Raw genomic sequence first — 17,405 nt, 5'->3', positions numbered from 1 at the left:
ATTTATATAAAAATATTAATTAGTAAAGTTTATAAATTAACTATGAAAATATTAGCTGTTCAAAACAGGATGGGTATAGGTGATACAGTAATATTCCTACCCTATATTAGAGCTATTTCAAATAAATTTGGAGTGCCCGTTAGCTTGTTGGTTAAAGAAAATTCAAAGGCTAACGAGTTTTTAAATCAAACAAATTATATTGATGAAATAATTCACTTAGAAAGAGGCAATAAAATAAATCAAAAACATGATGGTTTTAAAGGATTTTTCAAATTAGCAAGTGATCTTAAAAAATATAATTTCGATAAAGTTTTTATTTTTAATTCATCTTTGAGATATAACTTAATTTCTAAATTAGCAGGTGTTAAAGAAATATTTCAATACCCGTTATTTGAAAAACAAAATCAACACATTACAGAACCAGCTAAAGCTATAATAAAAAAATACTTAAATATCGAAACTATTGATAATCCAGAAATTCAAATTGATAATGATCTGGTTCAAAAATCAGCAGCAAACTTTAATATTAAAAATGATGAACTTAATATTTTGTTGGGTATAGGTGGTTCAGGCCCAACAAAAAGAATACCATCAAAAACTTTTCTAAACGTAATGGAAAGATTAGAAAATTTTAAAAAATGTAGGTTTTTTTTAGCTACAGGTAAAAATAAAGATGAACAAAAAATCTTAATAGAAATATTAAATACAAAATTTAGAGAAAAGTGTGTTGCTTTAGATAATCTCAGTATAAAGGAAGCATTACCTATTATAAAAAATTGTAATGTTGCAATTTGCAATGATACAAGTTTCTCGCATTTATCATCAGCATTAGGAATTAAAACAATTACATTAATGGCAGATACACCATTAATTTATGGTTCTTATAATACAAATATGCATCCAATAATTCCTGATGGAGAAACTACTGTTTCTCACAACACTCACGGTAAAGATAAAATAAATCCAGATAAGATTTATGAAAAACTATTATCAATAATTAATTAAGAAATATCTTTAAGAACTATTTCTTTAGCTTCATTGACTATAGCTGACAATCTTGAAGTCTCTGGAGAAATATCTGGGTGAATTTTTTTTTGAATTTTTTGGTAAGCTTTATTTAGTGCTTCTTTGGTTGGTTTTTTATTAATATCTAAATTTAAAATTTTATATGCCTCTGATATTGATAATGATGAAGAATTATTATTTTGATTCTGATTAAATGAAAATCTTCCAGAATTCCTCAAAGTTTGAATAAGTCTATAAAGAGAAAGCAATTGTATCAATGATAAACCTTTAAGTTTAACCAAAGCAAGACTTGCGAGAGTTAATGGTAATGTGAGTAGAAATTTTCCACCAATAGCAAATAAAACTGCTAATAAAGCCAACAATAAAATTGTTATCAGCCTCACTCCTTTTGACATTTTTTTTGGAGAAATATTTGACCACCATCTTAATAAAAAATATAAGATGACTAAAATTACAAGTAGATAAATAATAATATTCATATATTTCCTTATTAGATGAAAGTACCACAACTTAAAAAAAAACTAGAGATAAAAACTTGTCACAATATTGATTGGGAAGACAATTACAGCTGGATTCATCAAGATAATATTTTGGAAGTTCTCAGAGATAAAAGCAAGTTAGATCCTGAAGTGAAAAAATATTTAGAAGATGAAAATGCTTACTCAGAGCATCATTTAAAAGATACAAAAGATATCCAAAAAAAATTATTTGATGAGATTAAAGCAAGAATTAAATTAGATGATGAATCTTTGCCCTATAAAGATCACACTTATGAATATTGGACAAAAACTACAACAAAAGGAAATTATTCCATAAAACTTAGAAAAAAAATTGGTTCAGAAAATATTGAGGAAATATGGAATGGAGATAAAGAAAAAGAAAAACTTAAAACTGAATATTTTGGGGTTGGAGATTTAGAAGTAAGTAACAATGATAAATATCTAGGATACTCTTTAGATCTTAAAGGATCTGAATATTATACAATTTATTTAAGAGATATAAAAACAAACAAAATTATTTCAAAAGAAATTACGGAAACATCAGGGGGAATAACATTTAGTTTAGATGATAAATATATTTTTTATTCTAAACTTGATGAAAATCATAGAGCAAGAACAATATACAGGCACAGAATAGGTGATTTCGAGGCAAAAGATGAATTAATATTTGAGGAGAAAAGTGAGGCTTTTACAGTAGGAATTGGAAAAAGTTCAGATGAAAAATATTTTTTTATAAATACTTCTGACCATAATACTTCAGAGCAATATTACTTTAAATCAGAGGAATTAAATCCATCTCCAAAACTTATTATTAAAAGAGAAAGAGGTGTATTGTATTCTGTTAATTCATGGGATGGTAAATTTTATAATCATACAAATAAAAACGCTGAAGACTTTAAAATTGATATTTGTGACAATTTAGAAAATCAAAATTGGAAAACATATATTCCAGCAAAAGATGAAGTTTTAATTGGTGGATTAACATTCCTTAAAAATTGGATTATTCGTGGTGAAACATCAGATGCACTAGATAAATTATTTGTCAAAAATATTTCTACAAATATAGAAGAAGAATTAATTTTTTCTGATGAATCTGTTTATGTTCCAGGAGTAAGCTTAACTCAAAAAGATAGAAATACTGATGAAGTTCATTTAGGATACTCATCACCCAAAACTCCTTCTAGAGTATTTAAATATAATTTAGCAACAAAATCTAAAGAACTTGTTAAAGAACAAGAGATCCCATCTGGTCATAATAAAGATGACTATATTGTTGAGAGAGTTGAGTTTAAATCTCATGACGGAAGAATAGTTCCATTAACAATTACTAGACACAAAAAAACAAAAATTGATGGGTCTGCAAATGTTTTATTGTATGGATATGGGTCTTATGGAAATTCTATGTCCCCAAGTTTTTCTTCTACAAGATTAAGTCTTATCAATAGAGACATAATTTGGGCTACAGCTCATATTAGAGGTGGTATGGAAAAAGGTATGAAGTGGTGGAAAGAGGGAAAATTAACAAACAAAAAAAATACTTTTGAAGATTATATTTATGCTGCAAAATATTTAATTGAAAAAAATTATACCTCAAAAGGAAAAATTATTGGCATGGGTGGATCTGCTGGAGGATTATTAATGGGAGCTGTTGTTAATCAATCTCCTGAATTATTTCTAGGAATTATCATGGCTGTTCCTTTTGTGGATTCTTTAACAACAAATCTTGATCATTCTTTACCGTTAACTGTGGGAGAATTTGACGAATTTGGAAATGCAAAAGAGAATAAAGAACATTTTGATTATATTTTTTCATATGCGCCTTACAACAATATTAAAAAGATGGATTATCCACATATTTTTATTACAACAAGTTTAAGTGATAATAGAGTTTTATTTGATGAACCTGCAAAGTTCACAGCAAAACTTAGAGACTATAAAACAGATAATAATTTACTTCTTTTAAAAACCGAAATGAATGCTGGTCATGGTGGAAAATCTGGAAGAGATGGGGCAATAGAAGAAATTGCTATTGACTATGCATTTGCATTAAAAATTTCAAATAAAATTTAGTACTTATTCAATCTTGAAAAAAAAAAATTAATTCCCATATAAGTTAGGTAAGTCGCCTAATGGGGCTTGCATAAATAAACTTGCTTAAAAAAGGAGGATATTATGACAAGTAAGGATCTATCTATATTTAACTCACTTAGACCTTTTTCAATTGGTTTTGATGATATGTTCGACCAGTTTGAAAATATGTTGGGAAATGGGAATTTGACAATGCAGTCAAATTATCCACCATACAACATCCGAAAGACAGGTAAAGACAACTATGCAATTGAAGTAGCATTGGCTGGCTTTAGCAAAAAAGACGTTGAGGTTGAGTTCGAGGACAATTTATTAACAGTTAGAACAAAACAAGTTAATAAATCTGAGGACAGTGATGTTAATGGAGAAATTATTCATAAAGGTATTTCTCAAAGACAATTCGCAAGATCATTCACTATAGCTGATGATGTAAAAGTTAATGGTGCTGAGCTTAAAGATGGTCTTTTAACAATATCTTGTGAAAGAATAATTCCAGAACATAAAAAAAAGAAGCTTATTGAAATTAAATAAGTCTTAAACCTTGCTTGTGGGGATTTCTCCCCACAAGTTTAAATTAATTATTTCTTTGCCATTATAGCATTTAAAACAAATGCTAATAATCCAGCAGGTATAAGTCCAGTTGTTAACAGTAGTTTTAAACTTATTCCAAAATCTGGAATATTTTTCACAAAGTCTGGTAACAATGACATTCCAATTCCAAAAGACAAAGAAAGAGCTAAGATTAATAAATTTCTTTGATCCATTTCTGCTCTTGAAATCAATTTAATACCAGCAGCTACAATCATACCAAACATAATGATTGCTGCTCCACCAATTACAGACTCTGGCATTGCAGCAATTATTCCACCTAATTTTGGAAATAATCCCATTAGAACTAATACTATTCCTGCAATAGTTCCAACGTGCCTACTTACCACTCCTGTAAACGCAACTAGTCCAGCATTTTGTGAATAGGATGTATTTGGCATCGCATTAAATATTGCACCAAATGCAGTACCAACACCATCTGCCATAATTCCACCTGATATTTCTTTATCCGTTGCTTCTCGTTTAGCACCACCCATTGTAGTAGCGCTTATGTCTCCAATTGTTTCAATCGTTGTAACAATTGACATAAACAACATTAGAATTATTGCACCAGGCACAAAATCAATTCCATATTGAAGTGGCATTGGAAATGCAAACCATGATGCAGATGCAATTTTACCATAGTTAACCATTCCTAGTGCTGCTGCAACTATGAAGCCAGCTACTATTCCAATCAAAATTGAAGCTGCAGAAGCCATTCCTTTACCTCTAAGATTGAAAAAGATAGCAACTATGAACACTGAAGCGGCAACCGTTAAATGATTTGCATTTGCAAAGATTTCAGGTTTATTATTCATTAACCATCCACCTCCACCTGCATACATAAAACCGACTTTAAGCAAACTAAATCCAATCATTAGCACAACTATACCTGTGACTAACGGTGGGAATAAATGTCTTATTGGTTTTAAAACTTTTCCAATGAAAATTTGAAAAATTCCTCCAATGAACGCTGCTGTAAATACTGCACCTAATCCTGCTGCTTTAAATGGTAGCATGATTGGTATAAATGCAAAACTGGTTCCTTGAACAATAGGAAGTCTTGCACCAATTTCTTTGTATCCAACTGTTTGGATAATTGTTGCAACTCCCGCAACAAACAAAGCCATTTGAATCAAAAATATTTTTTGTTCAGGCGTTTGACCAAAAACTCCAGCCACAATAATAGGAACAGTTATATTACCAGCAAACATTGCTAGTACGTGCTGAATTCCTAAAGGTATGGATTTATTTAATGGAAGTTTCTTGTCTGGACTGTTTGTAGAGCCCACTTTTGCTTTTCTTGAAGCCATATAACCTCCGTCGTTAACTAAATAGACGTTACATTACTGACTATGAATTAATATAAAAAAACTAAGTAGTTTAGAATAACTCCATTTAAAATAGTAAAAAAAACCTATAATGAACAGATTTATTTCAACCAATAAATTTAAAAACACCCGTTTGAAACAAAACCCACAACTATATTTTCTGAATTTATTTCAAACCTTCGCTCACATGGAACAAGATATTTTTTACTATTATAAACAAACTCAAAGTTCCCTTTAGCATTTTTAAAGTCTTCGTCTGGTTTTCCAAGCTCCATCTGAAGTTCGCTAGCTGATTTTCCAAGAAATTTACTTAATTTTTCATTTTCTTTTTCAACAATAGCATCTGTTTTATCTTTAACAGTTTGACACCCTGAAAAAAAAAGTATGATAATTAGAAGACTTACTGCTGATTTTAATTTTGTCATAAGTTTAAATTAACATTTTTTGTTTAATAAATTACTAACTTTAAAGTTGTATTAATAATTTATTTCTTATTAATTTGAGTTTAATTATAGTAACAATTGTGTTCTTTATTTGATGGTTCAAGTATATGAATGAAAAAGCCCTAGAAAAAATATTAAATATATTTTCAAAAGAAATTTTACCCTTAACTGAACAAGGTGTTGCTAGAGGTAGTAAAATATTTGGTGCAGCAATAATTAAAAAAGATGATTTATCGCTTGTAGTTGCAGACACAAACAATGAAATAGAAAATCCATTGTGGCATGGAGAAATGCATACTCTTAAAAAATTTTATGAATTAGATGCAAAGACAAGACCAAATGAAAAAGACTGCATCTTCTTAAGTTCACATGAGCCTTGTAGCATGTGTTTGAGTGGGATTACTTTTTCTGGATTTGATAATTTTTATTATGTGTTTCCGTATACTGAAACAAATGATCAATTTAAAATTCCTCACGATTTAAATATACTCAAAGAAGTATTTAAAATTAACGATGGAGAATATAATAAAGAAAATTCCTATTGGAAAAGTCAGAATATAAATTTACTTATTGAGAATTTACCTACTTCAAAAAAAGAAGATATTTTAAAACAATTAGACGAAATTAAAAAAAAATATCAAATTTTATCAAATCAATACCAGGAAAATAAAAATGAAAATTCTATACCATTAAACTAAGTAATGAATACAAACCTTAAAATTTCAAACGTAACAAAGATATATCCTGGGTGTGTTGCAAACGATAATGTTTCGCTAGAGTTTAATAGTGGTAAAATTTATGCTCTTCTTGGAGAAAATGGTGCTGGAAAATCTACACTAGTTAAAATTCTATCAGGCGTCATCATTCCTGATGAAGGTGAAATTTATTTAAATAAAAATAATCTAAAGCTCAATTCGCCATTAGATGCAAAAAAAAATGATATTGGAATGGTATTCCAACATTTTAATCTTTTTGAAACTTTGTCCGTATTTGAAAACTTAATAATAGACTCAGATGAACAAAGGGAAAGTTTAAGAGAAAAAATTGATTCAATTATGAAAAAATACAATTTTTCAATTGATCTTGATATTCCTGTTCTAAATCTGTCAGCAGGTCAAAAACAGAAAGTGGAAATAATTAGATGTCTGATAAGAAATCCAAAAGTTTTAATTATGGATGAGCCAACATCAGTATTAACAGAGCAAGAAACGAGTGAATTATTCTTATCTTTGAAAAAATTCTCAGAAGAAGGAATTTTAATTATTTATATAACCCATAAATTAAAGGAAGTTATGCAGCTTTGTGATGAAGTTGCTGTAATGAGAAGAGGAAAATTAGTTTCTGTAAGTGAAATAAAGAATGAAAATATTGAGTCACTTGCCAACAAAATGGTGGGTCAGAACCTTAAAACAATTAAGAAAAAAAAAGCAAAAACTTCATCAGATCAATTGATTAAGATAACTAATCTTAATTTTACAAGTGAAGATCCTTTTGAAACAAATTTAATGGATATTAATTTTTCTGTTAATCGAGGTGAGTGTTTAGGAATTGCTGGTATATCAGGAAACGGTCAAAGTGAATTATTTCAAGTATTAAGTGGTGAAATTATATCAGACAAGAATTGTATAGAATTTAATAATAATTACATAGGAGATTTAAATCCTCAAGAGAGAAGAGAATATTTGATGGCCTTTTCTCCAGAAGATAGACTTGAGCAGGCTGCAATTCCACAAATGAAAATTTTTGAAAATGTGGCTCTAAATAATTTTAAATCATCAAATTTTTTTAATAATGGATTAATTAACGAAAACAAAATTAAGGAACATTCCAAAAAAATAATTTCGGACTTTAATGTTAATACAGATAACATAGAGTTAAAAAGTCAATTTTTGTCAGGAGGAAATCTGCAGAAATTAATTATTGGAAGAGAGTTAATAACATCTCCAGATTTATTAATTTGCTTTAATCCAACTTGGGGTTTAGATGTTGGAGCCATAAATTATATCCACGAAACATTGATTAAAATCAATGAACAAAATAAATCAATTATATTAATATCTACAGACACTGATGAGTTATTAAAATTAAGTGACAAAATTTCAGTAATTCATAAAGGAAAATTGTCAAAAATTATGAATGCTGAAGAAGTAACCTCTGAAAAACTTGGGATACTAATGGGAGGAGCAAATTGATCAAAATCGTAAAAAGAGATCAACCATCAAGAGCTATTTTTTTCTTTACACCTGTGTTAGCTATTTTTCTAACATTAGTAGCGGGAGGTTTGATTTTTTTTATTTTAGGTTTTAAACCATTTGAAGCTCTAAAATTTTTTTTCATAGTTCCAATTGCAGATAAATATGGTTTCAGCGAATTACTATTAAAAGCTACACCGCTTTGTTTAATAGCAATCGGTTTATCTTTTTGTTTTAAAAGTAATAACTGGAATATTGGAGCTGAAGGTCAATTAACTTTCGGGGCGATAGTTTCTGGAGGAGTAGCATTATTGTTTTATGAACAAGAAGGGTTTTACATTCTTCCAATAGTAATTTTAGCTGGTGCAATTGGTGGTATGCTGTATGCATCAATACCGGCAATCTTAAAAACTTACTTTAATACAAATGAAATATTAGTAAGTCTTATGTTGGTATATGTTTCAAAATTAATTTTGGACTATCTTGTTGTTGGTCCTTGGAGCAATCCAGAAGGGTTTAATTTTCCTGAAACCAGACAGTTCAGTGACTCTGCTAAACTTCCGTTGTTATTTGAAGGACTAAGAATTCACGCAGGAATATTTTTAGCTTTAGCAGCAGTGATTGTCAGTTGGTTTGTATTTTATAAAACATATTTAGGGTTCCAGATGAAAGTTTCAGGTTTTAGTTTAAAGACAGCAAAATATGCTGGTTACAAAGGTAAAAAAATGATCATCCTCGTTTTTTTAATAAGTGGTGCTTGCGCAGGTTTAGCTGGAGTTGGAGAAATAACTGGTCCTATCGGACAGCTTCATAGAGAAATTTCTCCAGATTATGGTTTTACTGCAATAATTGTAGCGTTTTTGGGACGTTTACATCCTGTTGGTATCATCTTTGCATCTCTAGTTGTTGCAATAACTTATCTGGGTGCTGAAACAGCTCAAATATTTATGCAAATACCTAAATATACTGGTCAGGTTTTTCAAGGAATGATTTTATTTTTTCTTCTTGCATCAGATTATTTACTTTTTTTCAAAATTAAATTTATAGGTTCAAAAAAATGATCATTGATATAAATTTTATTGGACTGATAATTGCATCAATCATGGCCTCCGCTGTTCCTTTGATTTTAGCTTCTTGTGGCGAACTAATTACAGAAAGGTCTGGAGTTTTAAACCTTGGTGTTGAGGGAATGATGATAATTGGTGCTATTTCAGGTTTCGCATTAATGACTGTTACAGGAAGTTTAATTATTGCAATTTTTGGGGCAATGTTAGCTGGAGTTTTAATCTCAACTATTTTTGCATTTCTAACTCAAACATTAATTACAAATCATGTCGCTACCGGTTTAGCTCTTACCATATTTGGAATTGGAATATCAGCGATGATAGGAAAAAATTTTGTGGGTATTCCTGGAAAAGAATTTCCTGTTTTATTTGAAAGTTTAAAAGATACAATACCACTTGTAGGTCCAATATTATTTGGACATTCAATTGTTTTTTATTTTGCTTTTGCTCTACCGTTCATGACTAACTATTTTTTAAAAAAAACAAAAATAGGATTAATAGTAAGAGCTGTGGGGGACTCTCCTGTTTCAGCATCTAATCAAGGAATAAAAGTAAGGTTAGTTCGTTACTTATGTATTCTTTACGGAGGTGCAATGAGTGGACTTGCTGGTGCATATTTATCAATGATTTATACTCCACAGTGGATTGAAAATATGACAGGCGGAAGAGGTTGGATCGCATTAGCTCTGGTGGTTTTCTCAACATGGAACCCAATTAAAATTTTGATTGGTGCTATGATTTTTGGTGGATTAACAATTATTCAATTTCATATGCAAGCAATTGGAGTAAGAATTCCTGTGCAATTTTTAACAGCTCTACCTTACATAGTTACAATAATAGTTTTAGTTGTAATTTCTCGTGATAGTAGAAAAATTAGGCTAAGTACTCCTAGTTCTCTGGGGAAATCTTTTCATAAAGACAATTAATTCTAAAATAATTATTTTTTTTTAGATAATTTAATCTAAATTTAATTTTATTAAAAAATCAAAAGGGGAAATAAATTTATGCATAAAATATTTATTCGTTCTTTCGTCTCTTCTTTAGTTTTATTATTTACATTGACTGTAGCTGCAATAGCAAAGGATGTGAAAGCAGCATTTGTTTATATTGGTCCAACTGGTGACCATGGATGGACATATCAGCATGATGTGGGTAGAAAAGCTGTTGAAGCTGCCGGATTTAAAACAACTTACGTAGAAGGTGTTCCAGAAAGTGCTGATGCTGAGAGGGTTCTTAGACAATTAGCTAATTCTGGTCATGACATTATCTTTACAACTAGTTTTGGATACATGAATCCAACTAACAAAGTTGCAAAAGAGTTTCCAAATGTAAAATTTGAACATGCTACTGGATACAAAAGAGAACATGCAAATGTTTCTACATACGCAGCTAGATTCTATGAAGGTAGAACTATCTTAGGAACAATTGCTGGAACTATGACAAAATCAAATGTTATTGGTTATGTTGCATCTTTTCCAATTCCTGAAGTTATCAGAGGTATCAATTCATTTACTTTAGCAGCTCAAAAAGTAAACCCAAATATTAAAACTAAAATTGTTTGGGCTTTCACTTGGTATGATCCAGGTAAAGAAGCAGAGGCAGCAAAAGCTTTAATCGATCAAGGTGCTGATGTAATTGCTCAACATACAGATAGTACTGCTATTGTTCAAATGGCTGAAAAAGCTGGAGTATATGCTTTTGGACAAGCAAGTGATATGGACAAGTTTGCTCCTAAAGCTGTATTGACTTCAGTTGAAAACAATTGGGGTCCATATTACGTGGACAGAGTTAAAGCTGTTGCGAACGGTACATGGAATCAAAAAGATACTTGGCATGGTATTGGAGATGGTATGGTTGTGATATCAGATTTAGATTCACAAATGCCAGCTGACCTAAGATCAAAAGTAAAAAAACTTCAAGCAGATTTAGCATCTGGTAAAGTTCATTCTTTCACAGGACCAATTTATGACCAGAAAGGTAATTTAATGGTAGCTGAAGGAAAAACTGCAGATGATGGAATGCTTGCAGGAATGATGACTTACGTTAAAGGTGTTGAAGGAGATATACCTAAGTAATTAGTTTTCAATTTAAAAATTTTAAAAGGCCGGTTTTTTAACTGGCCTTTTTTATATCTGATGTTTTTTTTTGATTTCTTCAATCCTTAATTCTTCATAAATTTCAAAGGGCTGCACTATCCAAGGATTATCAGGAAGTCTATTTGCACAGAAGTCTGGCTCAAATGTTGATTTCTTTTTTTTAAATAATGTTGCGGTTTTTATGTCTTCTATTTTATCCTTAATGGGTTCGTATTTTTTTAACCAATCTATACTTTTGTTAAAAGTAATTCCTGTGTCAGATAAATCATCACATAAAAGTATTTTTCCACCCATATTAGGTGCTATCGAGCTCATTTCTCTTGAAAACACAATATCGCCCTGTTCATCCTCTACTCCCTTACCACTGTAAGACTCAACTGCAAGATACGCACATTTTAGTTTAAAAATTCTACTTAGAACATCTATCATAGGCGCTGCTCCACGCATGATACCAACTAGTATTGTTGGTTTATATCCGCTCTCATCAATTTGGATTGCTAGTTTCTCAACAGTTTTGTTGTACTCGTCCCAGCTGACAATCATTTTTTCAGACATAATTTTTTATATCTAGTTATTTAAATAATAAAACTAAAACTGCAAGAACGATAAGTGCTATTATTGAAGAAATTAGAATATACAACCTATGAATGTTTCTTCCTCTTAAATTAAAATAATGTCTTGCTACACCAGAAATGACAGCAATCGCACATAATATTAACCAATTATATTGATGATAAACTAAAAAGCTCGAATGCCCAGAAAGCATTATAAACAAAACTAAAAAAGTTGAATAATTATTGTGAATTGATCTTTGTTTAGCTGCTAAAGATAAGCTCATATCAAATTTTTCACCTCTTTCACTGCTACTAATTATGTTCATTTGATTAGGGATGATTACCGTGAAAACATTACCAAACATATTGGATCCAATGATTAATCCAACACTTAAAATTGCAAATTTTGGACCAAATAATTTTGTAAGTCCAAATGATACAACTGCCAGCAAAATTATTCCCGTGGATATAAATAAAATATTATTCTCAATTAATTTTGATTTACATAAAAGATCGTAAACAAACCAAGAAATAATCAATGATAAAAGTGAGATAATAATTGCATAACTAGGGGTTATTAACAGGACACGCTTATCAACCATTAATACACCAGCGTTATAATAGTAAATTACAACTAATAGCAACATTCCGGTTACAAAGGTTAAGTAACTTTGCCATTTGAAGATTACTAATCTATTTAAGTAATCCTGAGGTGGAGATGTTTTTAACCTCGAAAGTTTGTAAAAAAAACCTGAATGCATCAGATATCCTTCACCATCGATATCATCACTCGTTATATTTTTATTTAAATTATTATCTAAGTAATTAAATAAAAAACTATTACCTACCCATAATATTGCAAATAATACATGGCCCCATCTTAGAATAACTTCTAACCATTTTATTGTATAAGGTAAAAATTCCATCAATATTTTATTTTATCTACTTTTTTATCCCAAATTTCAAATGCTTTTAAAGCTTCATCTCTTAGCATTTGTACCATTTTAATTTTCCTATCATCAATTTTTTTTGGAATTTCTGTATAGATAAATGAGTCATCGAAATCTATATTTTTTGCATCTTCTCTAGTATTTGCATAATATATTTTATCTAATCTTGACCAATAAATTGCTGAAAGACACATCGGGCAAGGTTCACAAGATGTGTAAATCTCACATCCAGAAAGATCGAAAGTATTTAAATTTTGGCAGGCTTCTCGAATTGCTACTATTTCTCCATGCGCAGTTGGATCATTTGAAGAAGTAACTTTATTAGAACCCTCTGCAATAATCTTATCATTTTTAACTATAACACTTCCAAAGGGACCTCCAATGGTATTCGCGCTATTAATTGATAGCTCAATTGCTCTTGCCATAAATTTTTTTTTATCTTCCATTTTAATTTTTAATTTTATTTTTAATTTTGTTAATACTCATTAAAATTCTTTCAGGAGTTGCCGGTGCATTAAGTTCTGGTGCAAACTGATAATTTCCAATTGAAGCAACTGCATCTTTAATTGCATAAAAAACACTCATGGCTAGCATCAAAGGAGGCTCACCAGTTGTTTTTGCTTTATTAACAACTTTTTCTTTATTTAATCCCTCTTTAAAAATTTCTACATTAAATTTTTTTGGAATATCACTTACCGCAGGTATTTTGTAAGTCGATGGAGAAAAAGTTGTAATCTGACCATCTGATTTCCAATTTAATTCCTCTATTGTTAGCCATCCCTGTCCTTGCACAAAACCACCCTCGATCTGACCTAATTCTAGTGCAGGATTTATTGGTTTTCCAGCATCATGCAAGATATCCACTCTTTCCAGTATATTTTCACCGGTTAATGTATCTACAGTTACTTCCGAAACAGCTGCTCCATAACAAAAGTAATAAAAAGGTCTTCCTCTAAATTTTTTTTTATCAAAATTAATTTTTGGTGTTGAATAGAAGCCTGATGATGAAAGAGATATTCTATTTAAATATGCTTCTTGAATTATGCTTTTAAATTCAAATTGTCTGTTTCCAAATATTATGCATTGATCTTTATAAACTGCCTCTTGATTGTAGATCTTATATTTTTTCTTAATAAATTTTTCTAAATTTAATTTAATTTTTGCTACTGCATTTAACGCTGCTGCTCCATTAAGGTCTGTAGTGGATGAAGCGGCGCTAGCTGAAGTATTTGGAACCTTGGCTGTATTTGTTGATGAGATATGAACTAAATTATATGGTAATCCTAATGAATTTGCCACTAACTGAGCAATCTTTGTGTGTGTCCCCTGACCCATTTCAATTCCTCCATGATTCAAATGAACACTTCCATCTGTGTAAATATGAACTAAGGCTCCAGCTTGATTTAAATGAATTGTGGTAAATGAAATACCAAATTTTAAAGGAGTAATGGCTATCCCCTTCTTTTTAAATTTATTTTTTTCATTAAATTTTCTTATATCCGAATATCTTTTCTTATAATTAGATTTATTTTCTAATTTTTTAAATATTTCATTAATAACATTATCTTCAACTATCATTCCATAATGAGTTACATTCCTTTTATCTTTTTGATAAAAATTTTTCTTTCTGACTTCTATAGGATCTTTTTTTAAGTACCTTGCGATATTATCTATGATATTCTCTATAGCCATCATCCCTTGATTTCCACCAAAGCCTCTAAATGCAGTTGAGGTTGGAATATTTGTTTTACATAAATTATTTGTTACCTCGATATCTGAAATATAATATGCATTGTCCACATGAAGCAAAGCTCTCTCGTTTATTGCAACTGATAAATCGGGTGACATTCCACAATTAGAAGATAAATTTAATTTTAATCCTTCAATGATACCTTGATCATTAAAACCAACTTCATATTCAGATAAAAATTCATGTCTCTTACCAGTCAAAATTATATCATCATCTCTATCCAATCTTAATTTGACTGGCTGCCCTGATTTTTTTGCTAACAACGCGCAAATGCATGCTGTCATAAAATTTGTTTCCTTTCCACCAAACCCACCTCCAATTCTTCTGACTTCAACATTTATTGAATTGCTTTTTTGATTAAATATTTTTGCAATTAATTGTTGTGTTTCCGATGGATGTTGCGTCGAACTATAAACTAAAAAATTATCATCCTCTTTAGGAACAACAAAAGCTGCCTGGCCTTCTAGATAGAAGTGCTCTTGGCTTCCAGTTGTAAAATTTCCTTTTAAATTGTTTTTTGAATTTTTTATTTTTTTAGAAGGGTTACCTTTTTTTATTTTTCTTGGTTTAAATAAAAATTGCTTCTTATTTAAAGCTTCTTTAATTGTAATAACAGGTTTTAAATCTTTATATATAATTTTGGCTTTTAATACTGCCTTTCTAGCAAGTTCTGTAGTTGTAGCAGCAACAGCAAATAATGGCTGACCAAAAAACTCAACTTTTTTTTCTGGAAAAATTGGATCACCATCAAAAACTGGACCCACATCATTCCTACCAGGGATATCTCTTTGAGTAACTATTGATATCACTCCTTCACTTTTTTTTACCTCGGTTAAGTCTATATTTTTAATTATTGCATGGGCTTTTTTGCTTAAACCAATAGCACCATAAATTGTATTTTTTGGCTCATTAATATCATCAGTGTACTCTGCATATCCACTCACATGCTTGTAGGCACTATCGTGTGGTCTTATTTCTTCGATGTAGTTCTCTTTGCTCATTTAATTTACTCTTGATAACTTATTAGAATTTATTTCTACAAAACATTTCATCAATAAATTTTTTGCTATCTCTAGTCTGTATTCTTTACTAGCTCTCATGTCTCCAATAGGACTTAAATCTTTTTCCAAATATTTTTTTGCTTGATCAAAAGTATTGATGGTAAGAGGCTTGTTTTTAAGAATTTTTTCACATGCTTTAGCTCTTTTTGGTACAGCGGCCATGCCTCCATATGCAATATAAACCTGTTTAATTTTATTTTTATAAATCTCAAAATTAAAAGATCCACAAACAGATGAAATATCATCATCAAATCTTTTTGATATCTTAAATGCCTTAAAAATATTTTTCTTAAATAATGGTATTTTTATTGAATGTATAAATTCATTGTTTTTTAATTTAGTTTTTCTGTAATCAAGAAAAAAATTATTTAAAGGTATCACTTTTCTTTTGTTAAAACTTTCAATTAAAACATCTGCATTTAAAGATAATAGAATTGGCAGTGAGTCACCAATTGGAGATGCTGTTGCGATGTTGCCACCTATAGTTCCAACATTTCGAATTTGAACAGAGCCATATCTTTTTAGAACCAAATAAAAATCTGGATAATATTTTTTAATTTCTTTTTCAAATTTTATTAAAGGTGTGGCAGAACCAACTTCTAAATAATTTTTACTTACTTTGATAAAATCTAATTCATTAATTTCTTTTAAATCAATTATAAACGGAATTTCTTTTCTTTCTTTTGTGACTTTTAAAGATAAGTCAGTTCCACCAGCAAGAAAACTAAAATTAGAATGTTTTTTAATTATACCTTTTAAATCTTTAATATTTTTTGGTGAAAAATAAATTTTATCATCTTTTTTAATATAAATATTTTTCGGTTTAATTTTTTTTAATTGTTGAATAACTTTATTTTTATTTTTAGAAAATTGATCATTCTTATTTATTTTATTTAAACTTTTGGCAGCATCAATTATAGGTCTATAACCAGTACAACGACATAAATTACCTGATATAGAATCTGTTATTAATTCATTATTGAGACTTTTATTATTTTTAAACATTGAAAATAAAGACATGACAAATCCTGGCGTACAGAAACCACATTGTGAACCATGAAATTTTACCATCGCATCTTGTACTGGGTGAAGTTTTCCATTTTCAGAAACTAAATCTTCAACAATTATAAGTTGCTTACCATTCAATGAGGGGACAAATGAAATACAAGAATTAATTGCTTTATATACAATTTTATTATCGACTAATTCACCCAAAACAATTGTACATGCACCACAACCACCCTCCGAACATCCTTCTTTAGTTCCGGTCTTTTTTAATTCAGTTCTAATATAATTAAGTAAAGTTTGATTTGGATCGGGATTTTTGATTACTATAAGCTTGTCATTTAATAGAAATTTAACAGAACTCGATATCACTTAACTACCTCTATAAGTAGAATAACTCCAAGGTGAAACAAGTAAAGGAACATGGTAATGCTGTGAGGGATCTGAAATACCAAATCTTATAACAACATCATCCAAAAATGGTACATCGCTAGCTGAAGATGTGTTTTTAAAATAATCTCCAATATGAAAAATTAATTCATATTTACCTTTAATAAAAACATCTCCCTCTGCTAATGGTGAATTAGCTCTACCATCATCATTAAGTTTTGTTGACGTTAATTTTTTTCGTTCTGAATTATTAATATAAAACAACTCAACCAAGATACCTTTGCCAGGTTTACCAGAATACACATCTAAAACATGAGTTGTGAGCTTTGTCATAAAATTATAGTATCATTTAATTTCAAACTTAAAT

Annotated in this window: 17 protein-coding genes; 8 read left to right on the top strand and 9 right to left on the bottom strand. The window is 29.7% G+C overall.

Annotated features, from left to right (window positions below):
* Positions 1 to 42 precede the first annotated feature (42 nt).
* Positions 43 to 1,005, top strand: coding sequence for a glycosyltransferase family 9 protein (locus tag DT059_RS03735; protein ID WP_168189257.1), 963 nt, complete (start codon positions 43 to 45; stop codon positions 1,003 to 1,005).
* Here DT059_RS03735 and DT059_RS03730 read toward each other — a convergent pair.
* Positions 1,002 to 1,505: a J domain-containing protein gene (locus DT059_RS03730; RefSeq protein WP_145596877.1), complete on the bottom strand. Its 504-nt coding sequence runs from the start codon at positions 1,503 to 1,505 to the stop codon at positions 1,002 to 1,004. The genes DT059_RS03735 and DT059_RS03730 overlap by 4 nt on opposite strands.
* A 15-nt stretch (positions 1,506 to 1,520) precedes the next feature.
* On the opposite strand from DT059_RS03730, the gene DT059_RS03725 reads away from it, so the two are divergent.
* Together DT059_RS03725 and DT059_RS03720 are read left to right on the top strand one after the other, a co-directional pair.
* Positions 1,521 to 3,596 carry a S9 family peptidase gene (locus DT059_RS03725; RefSeq protein WP_145596876.1) on the top strand — a complete coding sequence of 692 codons (2,076 nt, stop codon included), beginning with the start codon at positions 1,521 to 1,523 and terminating at the stop codon, positions 3,594 to 3,596.
* A 102-nt stretch (positions 3,597 to 3,698) separates the two neighbouring features.
* Positions 3,699 to 4,145, top strand: coding sequence for an Hsp20 family protein (locus DT059_RS03720; protein WP_075485922.1), 447 nt, complete (start codon positions 3,699 to 3,701; stop codon positions 4,143 to 4,145).
* A gap of 47 nt (positions 4,146 to 4,192) precedes the next feature.
* Here DT059_RS03720 and DT059_RS03715 read toward each other — a convergent pair whose 3' ends face one another.
* On the bottom strand, positions 4,193 to 5,515 hold the full coding sequence (locus tag DT059_RS03715; protein ID WP_145596874.1) for a uracil-xanthine permease family protein: 1,323 nt from the start codon (positions 5,513 to 5,515) through the stop codon (positions 4,193 to 4,195).
* Positions 5,516 to 5,652: 137 nt separating this feature from the next.
* Positions 5,653 to 5,958 carry a hypothetical protein gene (locus tag DT059_RS03710; RefSeq protein WP_075505181.1) on the bottom strand — a complete coding sequence of 102 codons (306 nt, stop codon included), beginning with the start codon at positions 5,956 to 5,958 and terminating at the stop codon, positions 5,653 to 5,655.
* 125 nt (positions 5,959 to 6,083) lie between these two features.
* Between DT059_RS03710 and DT059_RS03705 the strand changes: the two genes are divergently transcribed.
* The 5 genes from DT059_RS03705 to DT059_RS03685 all read left to right on the top strand — a co-directional run bounded on the left by DT059_RS03705 (position 6,084) and on the right by DT059_RS03685 (position 11,307).
* The gene (locus tag DT059_RS03705) at positions 6,084 to 6,674 is read left to right on the top strand and encodes a nucleoside deaminase (RefSeq protein ID WP_145596872.1); all 591 of its coding nucleotides are present in this window, start codon (positions 6,084 to 6,086) and stop codon (positions 6,672 to 6,674) included.
* A gap of 3 nt (positions 6,675 to 6,677) precedes the next feature.
* Positions 6,678 to 8,168, top strand: coding sequence for an ABC transporter ATP-binding protein (locus DT059_RS03700; protein WP_145596871.1), 1,491 nt, complete (start codon positions 6,678 to 6,680; stop codon positions 8,166 to 8,168).
* Positions 8,165 to 9,229, top strand: coding sequence for an ABC transporter permease (locus DT059_RS03695; RefSeq protein ID WP_168189256.1), 1,065 nt, complete (start codon positions 8,165 to 8,167; stop codon positions 9,227 to 9,229). Before DT059_RS03700 ends, DT059_RS03695 begins: the two co-directional genes overlap by 4 nt.
* 8 nt (positions 9,230 to 9,237) lie before the next feature.
* Positions 9,238 to 10,158: an ABC transporter permease gene (locus tag DT059_RS03690; protein ID WP_445082357.1), complete on the top strand. Its 921-nt coding sequence runs from the start codon at positions 9,238 to 9,240 to the stop codon at positions 10,156 to 10,158.
* Positions 10,159 to 10,236: 78 nt separating this feature from the next.
* A complete protein-coding gene (locus tag DT059_RS03685; protein WP_145596867.1) occupies positions 10,237 to 11,307 on the top strand; it encodes a BMP family ABC transporter substrate-binding protein in 1,071 nt (356 codons plus the stop codon).
* 51 nt (positions 11,308 to 11,358) lie between these two features.
* Here the strand turns inward: DT059_RS03685 and DT059_RS03680 are convergent, their stop codons facing one another.
* From DT059_RS03680 to uraH, 6 genes are read right to left on the bottom strand one after another with little or no spacing between them, the layout of a single operon-like run.
* Complete coding sequence (locus DT059_RS03680; protein WP_072090269.1) at positions 11,359 to 11,883, bottom strand: phosphoribosyltransferase; 525 nt, start codon at positions 11,881 to 11,883, stop codon at positions 11,359 to 11,361.
* 16 nt (positions 11,884 to 11,899) lie between these two features.
* Entirely contained in the window at positions 11,900 to 12,808 is a 909-nt protein-coding gene (locus DT059_RS03675; RefSeq protein WP_145596865.1) for a urate hydroxylase PuuD, read from the bottom strand.
* On the bottom strand, positions 12,808 to 13,278 hold the full coding sequence (locus tag DT059_RS03670) for a nucleoside deaminase (protein ID WP_075536554.1): 471 nt from the start codon (positions 13,276 to 13,278) through the stop codon (positions 12,808 to 12,810). Before DT059_RS03670 ends, DT059_RS03675 begins: the two co-directional genes overlap by 1 nt.
* Before the next feature lies 1 nt (position 13,279).
* Entirely contained in the window at positions 13,280 to 15,583 is a 2,304-nt protein-coding gene (xdhB, locus tag DT059_RS03665) for a xanthine dehydrogenase molybdopterin binding subunit (protein WP_145596863.1), read from the bottom strand.
* The gene (gene xdhA / locus DT059_RS03660) at positions 15,584 to 17,020 is read right to left on the bottom strand and encodes a xanthine dehydrogenase small subunit (RefSeq protein WP_145596861.1); all 1,437 of its coding nucleotides are present in this window, start codon (positions 17,018 to 17,020) and stop codon (positions 15,584 to 15,586) included. It abuts the gene before it with no gap.
* Positions 17,021 to 17,371, bottom strand: a complete 351-nt coding sequence (gene uraH, locus DT059_RS03655) for a hydroxyisourate hydrolase (RefSeq protein WP_023854712.1) — start codon at positions 17,369 to 17,371, stop codon at positions 17,021 to 17,023.
* Between the last annotated feature and the right edge of the window lie 34 nt (positions 17,372 to 17,405).

It is taken from the genome of Candidatus Pelagibacter sp. FZCC0015 (genome assembly GCF_007833635.1).
Taxonomy (GTDB): Bacteria; Pseudomonadota; Alphaproteobacteria; order Pelagibacterales; family Pelagibacteraceae; genus Pelagibacter.
The sequence above is the reverse complement of the archived record's forward strand: the minus strand, read 5'-3'. Positions and strand labels throughout refer to the sequence as shown.

What these genes read in the sequence shown, in the direction of transcription:
- uraH (WP_023854712.1), bottom strand. Translation starts at nt 17,371, where the DNA reads ATGACAAAGCTCACAACTCATGTTTTAGATGTGTATTCTGGTAAACCT.
- DT059_RS03725 (WP_145596876.1), top strand. Translation starts at nt 1,521, where the DNA reads ATGAAAGTACCACAACTTAAAAAAAAACTAGAGATAAAAACTTGTCAC.
- DT059_RS03680 (WP_072090269.1), bottom strand. Translation starts at nt 11,883, where the DNA reads ATGTCTGAAAAAATGATTGTCAGCTGGGACGAGTACAACAAAACTGTT.
- DT059_RS03730 (WP_145596877.1), bottom strand. Translation starts at nt 1,505, where the DNA reads ATGAATATTATTATTTATCTACTTGTAATTTTAGTCATCTTATATTTT.
- DT059_RS03670 (WP_075536554.1), bottom strand. Translation starts at nt 13,278, where the DNA reads ATGGAAGATAAAAAAAAATTTATGGCAAGAGCAATTGAGCTATCAATT.
- DT059_RS03705 (WP_145596872.1), top strand. Translation starts at nt 6,084, where the DNA reads ATGAATGAAAAAGCCCTAGAAAAAATATTAAATATATTTTCAAAAGAA.
- DT059_RS03715 (WP_145596874.1), bottom strand. Translation starts at nt 5,515, where the DNA reads ATGGCTTCAAGAAAAGCAAAAGTGGGCTCTACAAACAGTCCAGACAAG.
- DT059_RS03700 (WP_145596871.1), top strand. Translation starts at nt 6,678, where the DNA reads ATGAATACAAACCTTAAAATTTCAAACGTAACAAAGATATATCCTGGG.
- DT059_RS03710 (WP_075505181.1), bottom strand. Translation starts at nt 5,958, where the DNA reads ATGACAAAATTAAAATCAGCAGTAAGTCTTCTAATTATCATACTTTTT.
- DT059_RS03735 (WP_168189257.1), top strand. Translation starts at nt 43, where the DNA reads ATGAAAATATTAGCTGTTCAAAACAGGATGGGTATAGGTGATACAGTA.
- DT059_RS03720 (WP_075485922.1), top strand. Translation starts at nt 3,699, where the DNA reads ATGACAAGTAAGGATCTATCTATATTTAACTCACTTAGACCTTTTTCA.
- DT059_RS03675 (WP_145596865.1), bottom strand. Translation starts at nt 12,808, where the DNA reads ATGGAATTTTTACCTTATACAATAAAATGGTTAGAAGTTATTCTAAGA.
- xdhB (WP_145596863.1), bottom strand. Translation starts at nt 15,583, where the DNA reads ATGAGCAAAGAGAACTACATCGAAGAAATAAGACCACACGATAGTGCC.
- DT059_RS03685 (WP_145596867.1), top strand. Translation starts at nt 10,237, where the DNA reads ATGCATAAAATATTTATTCGTTCTTTCGTCTCTTCTTTAGTTTTATTA.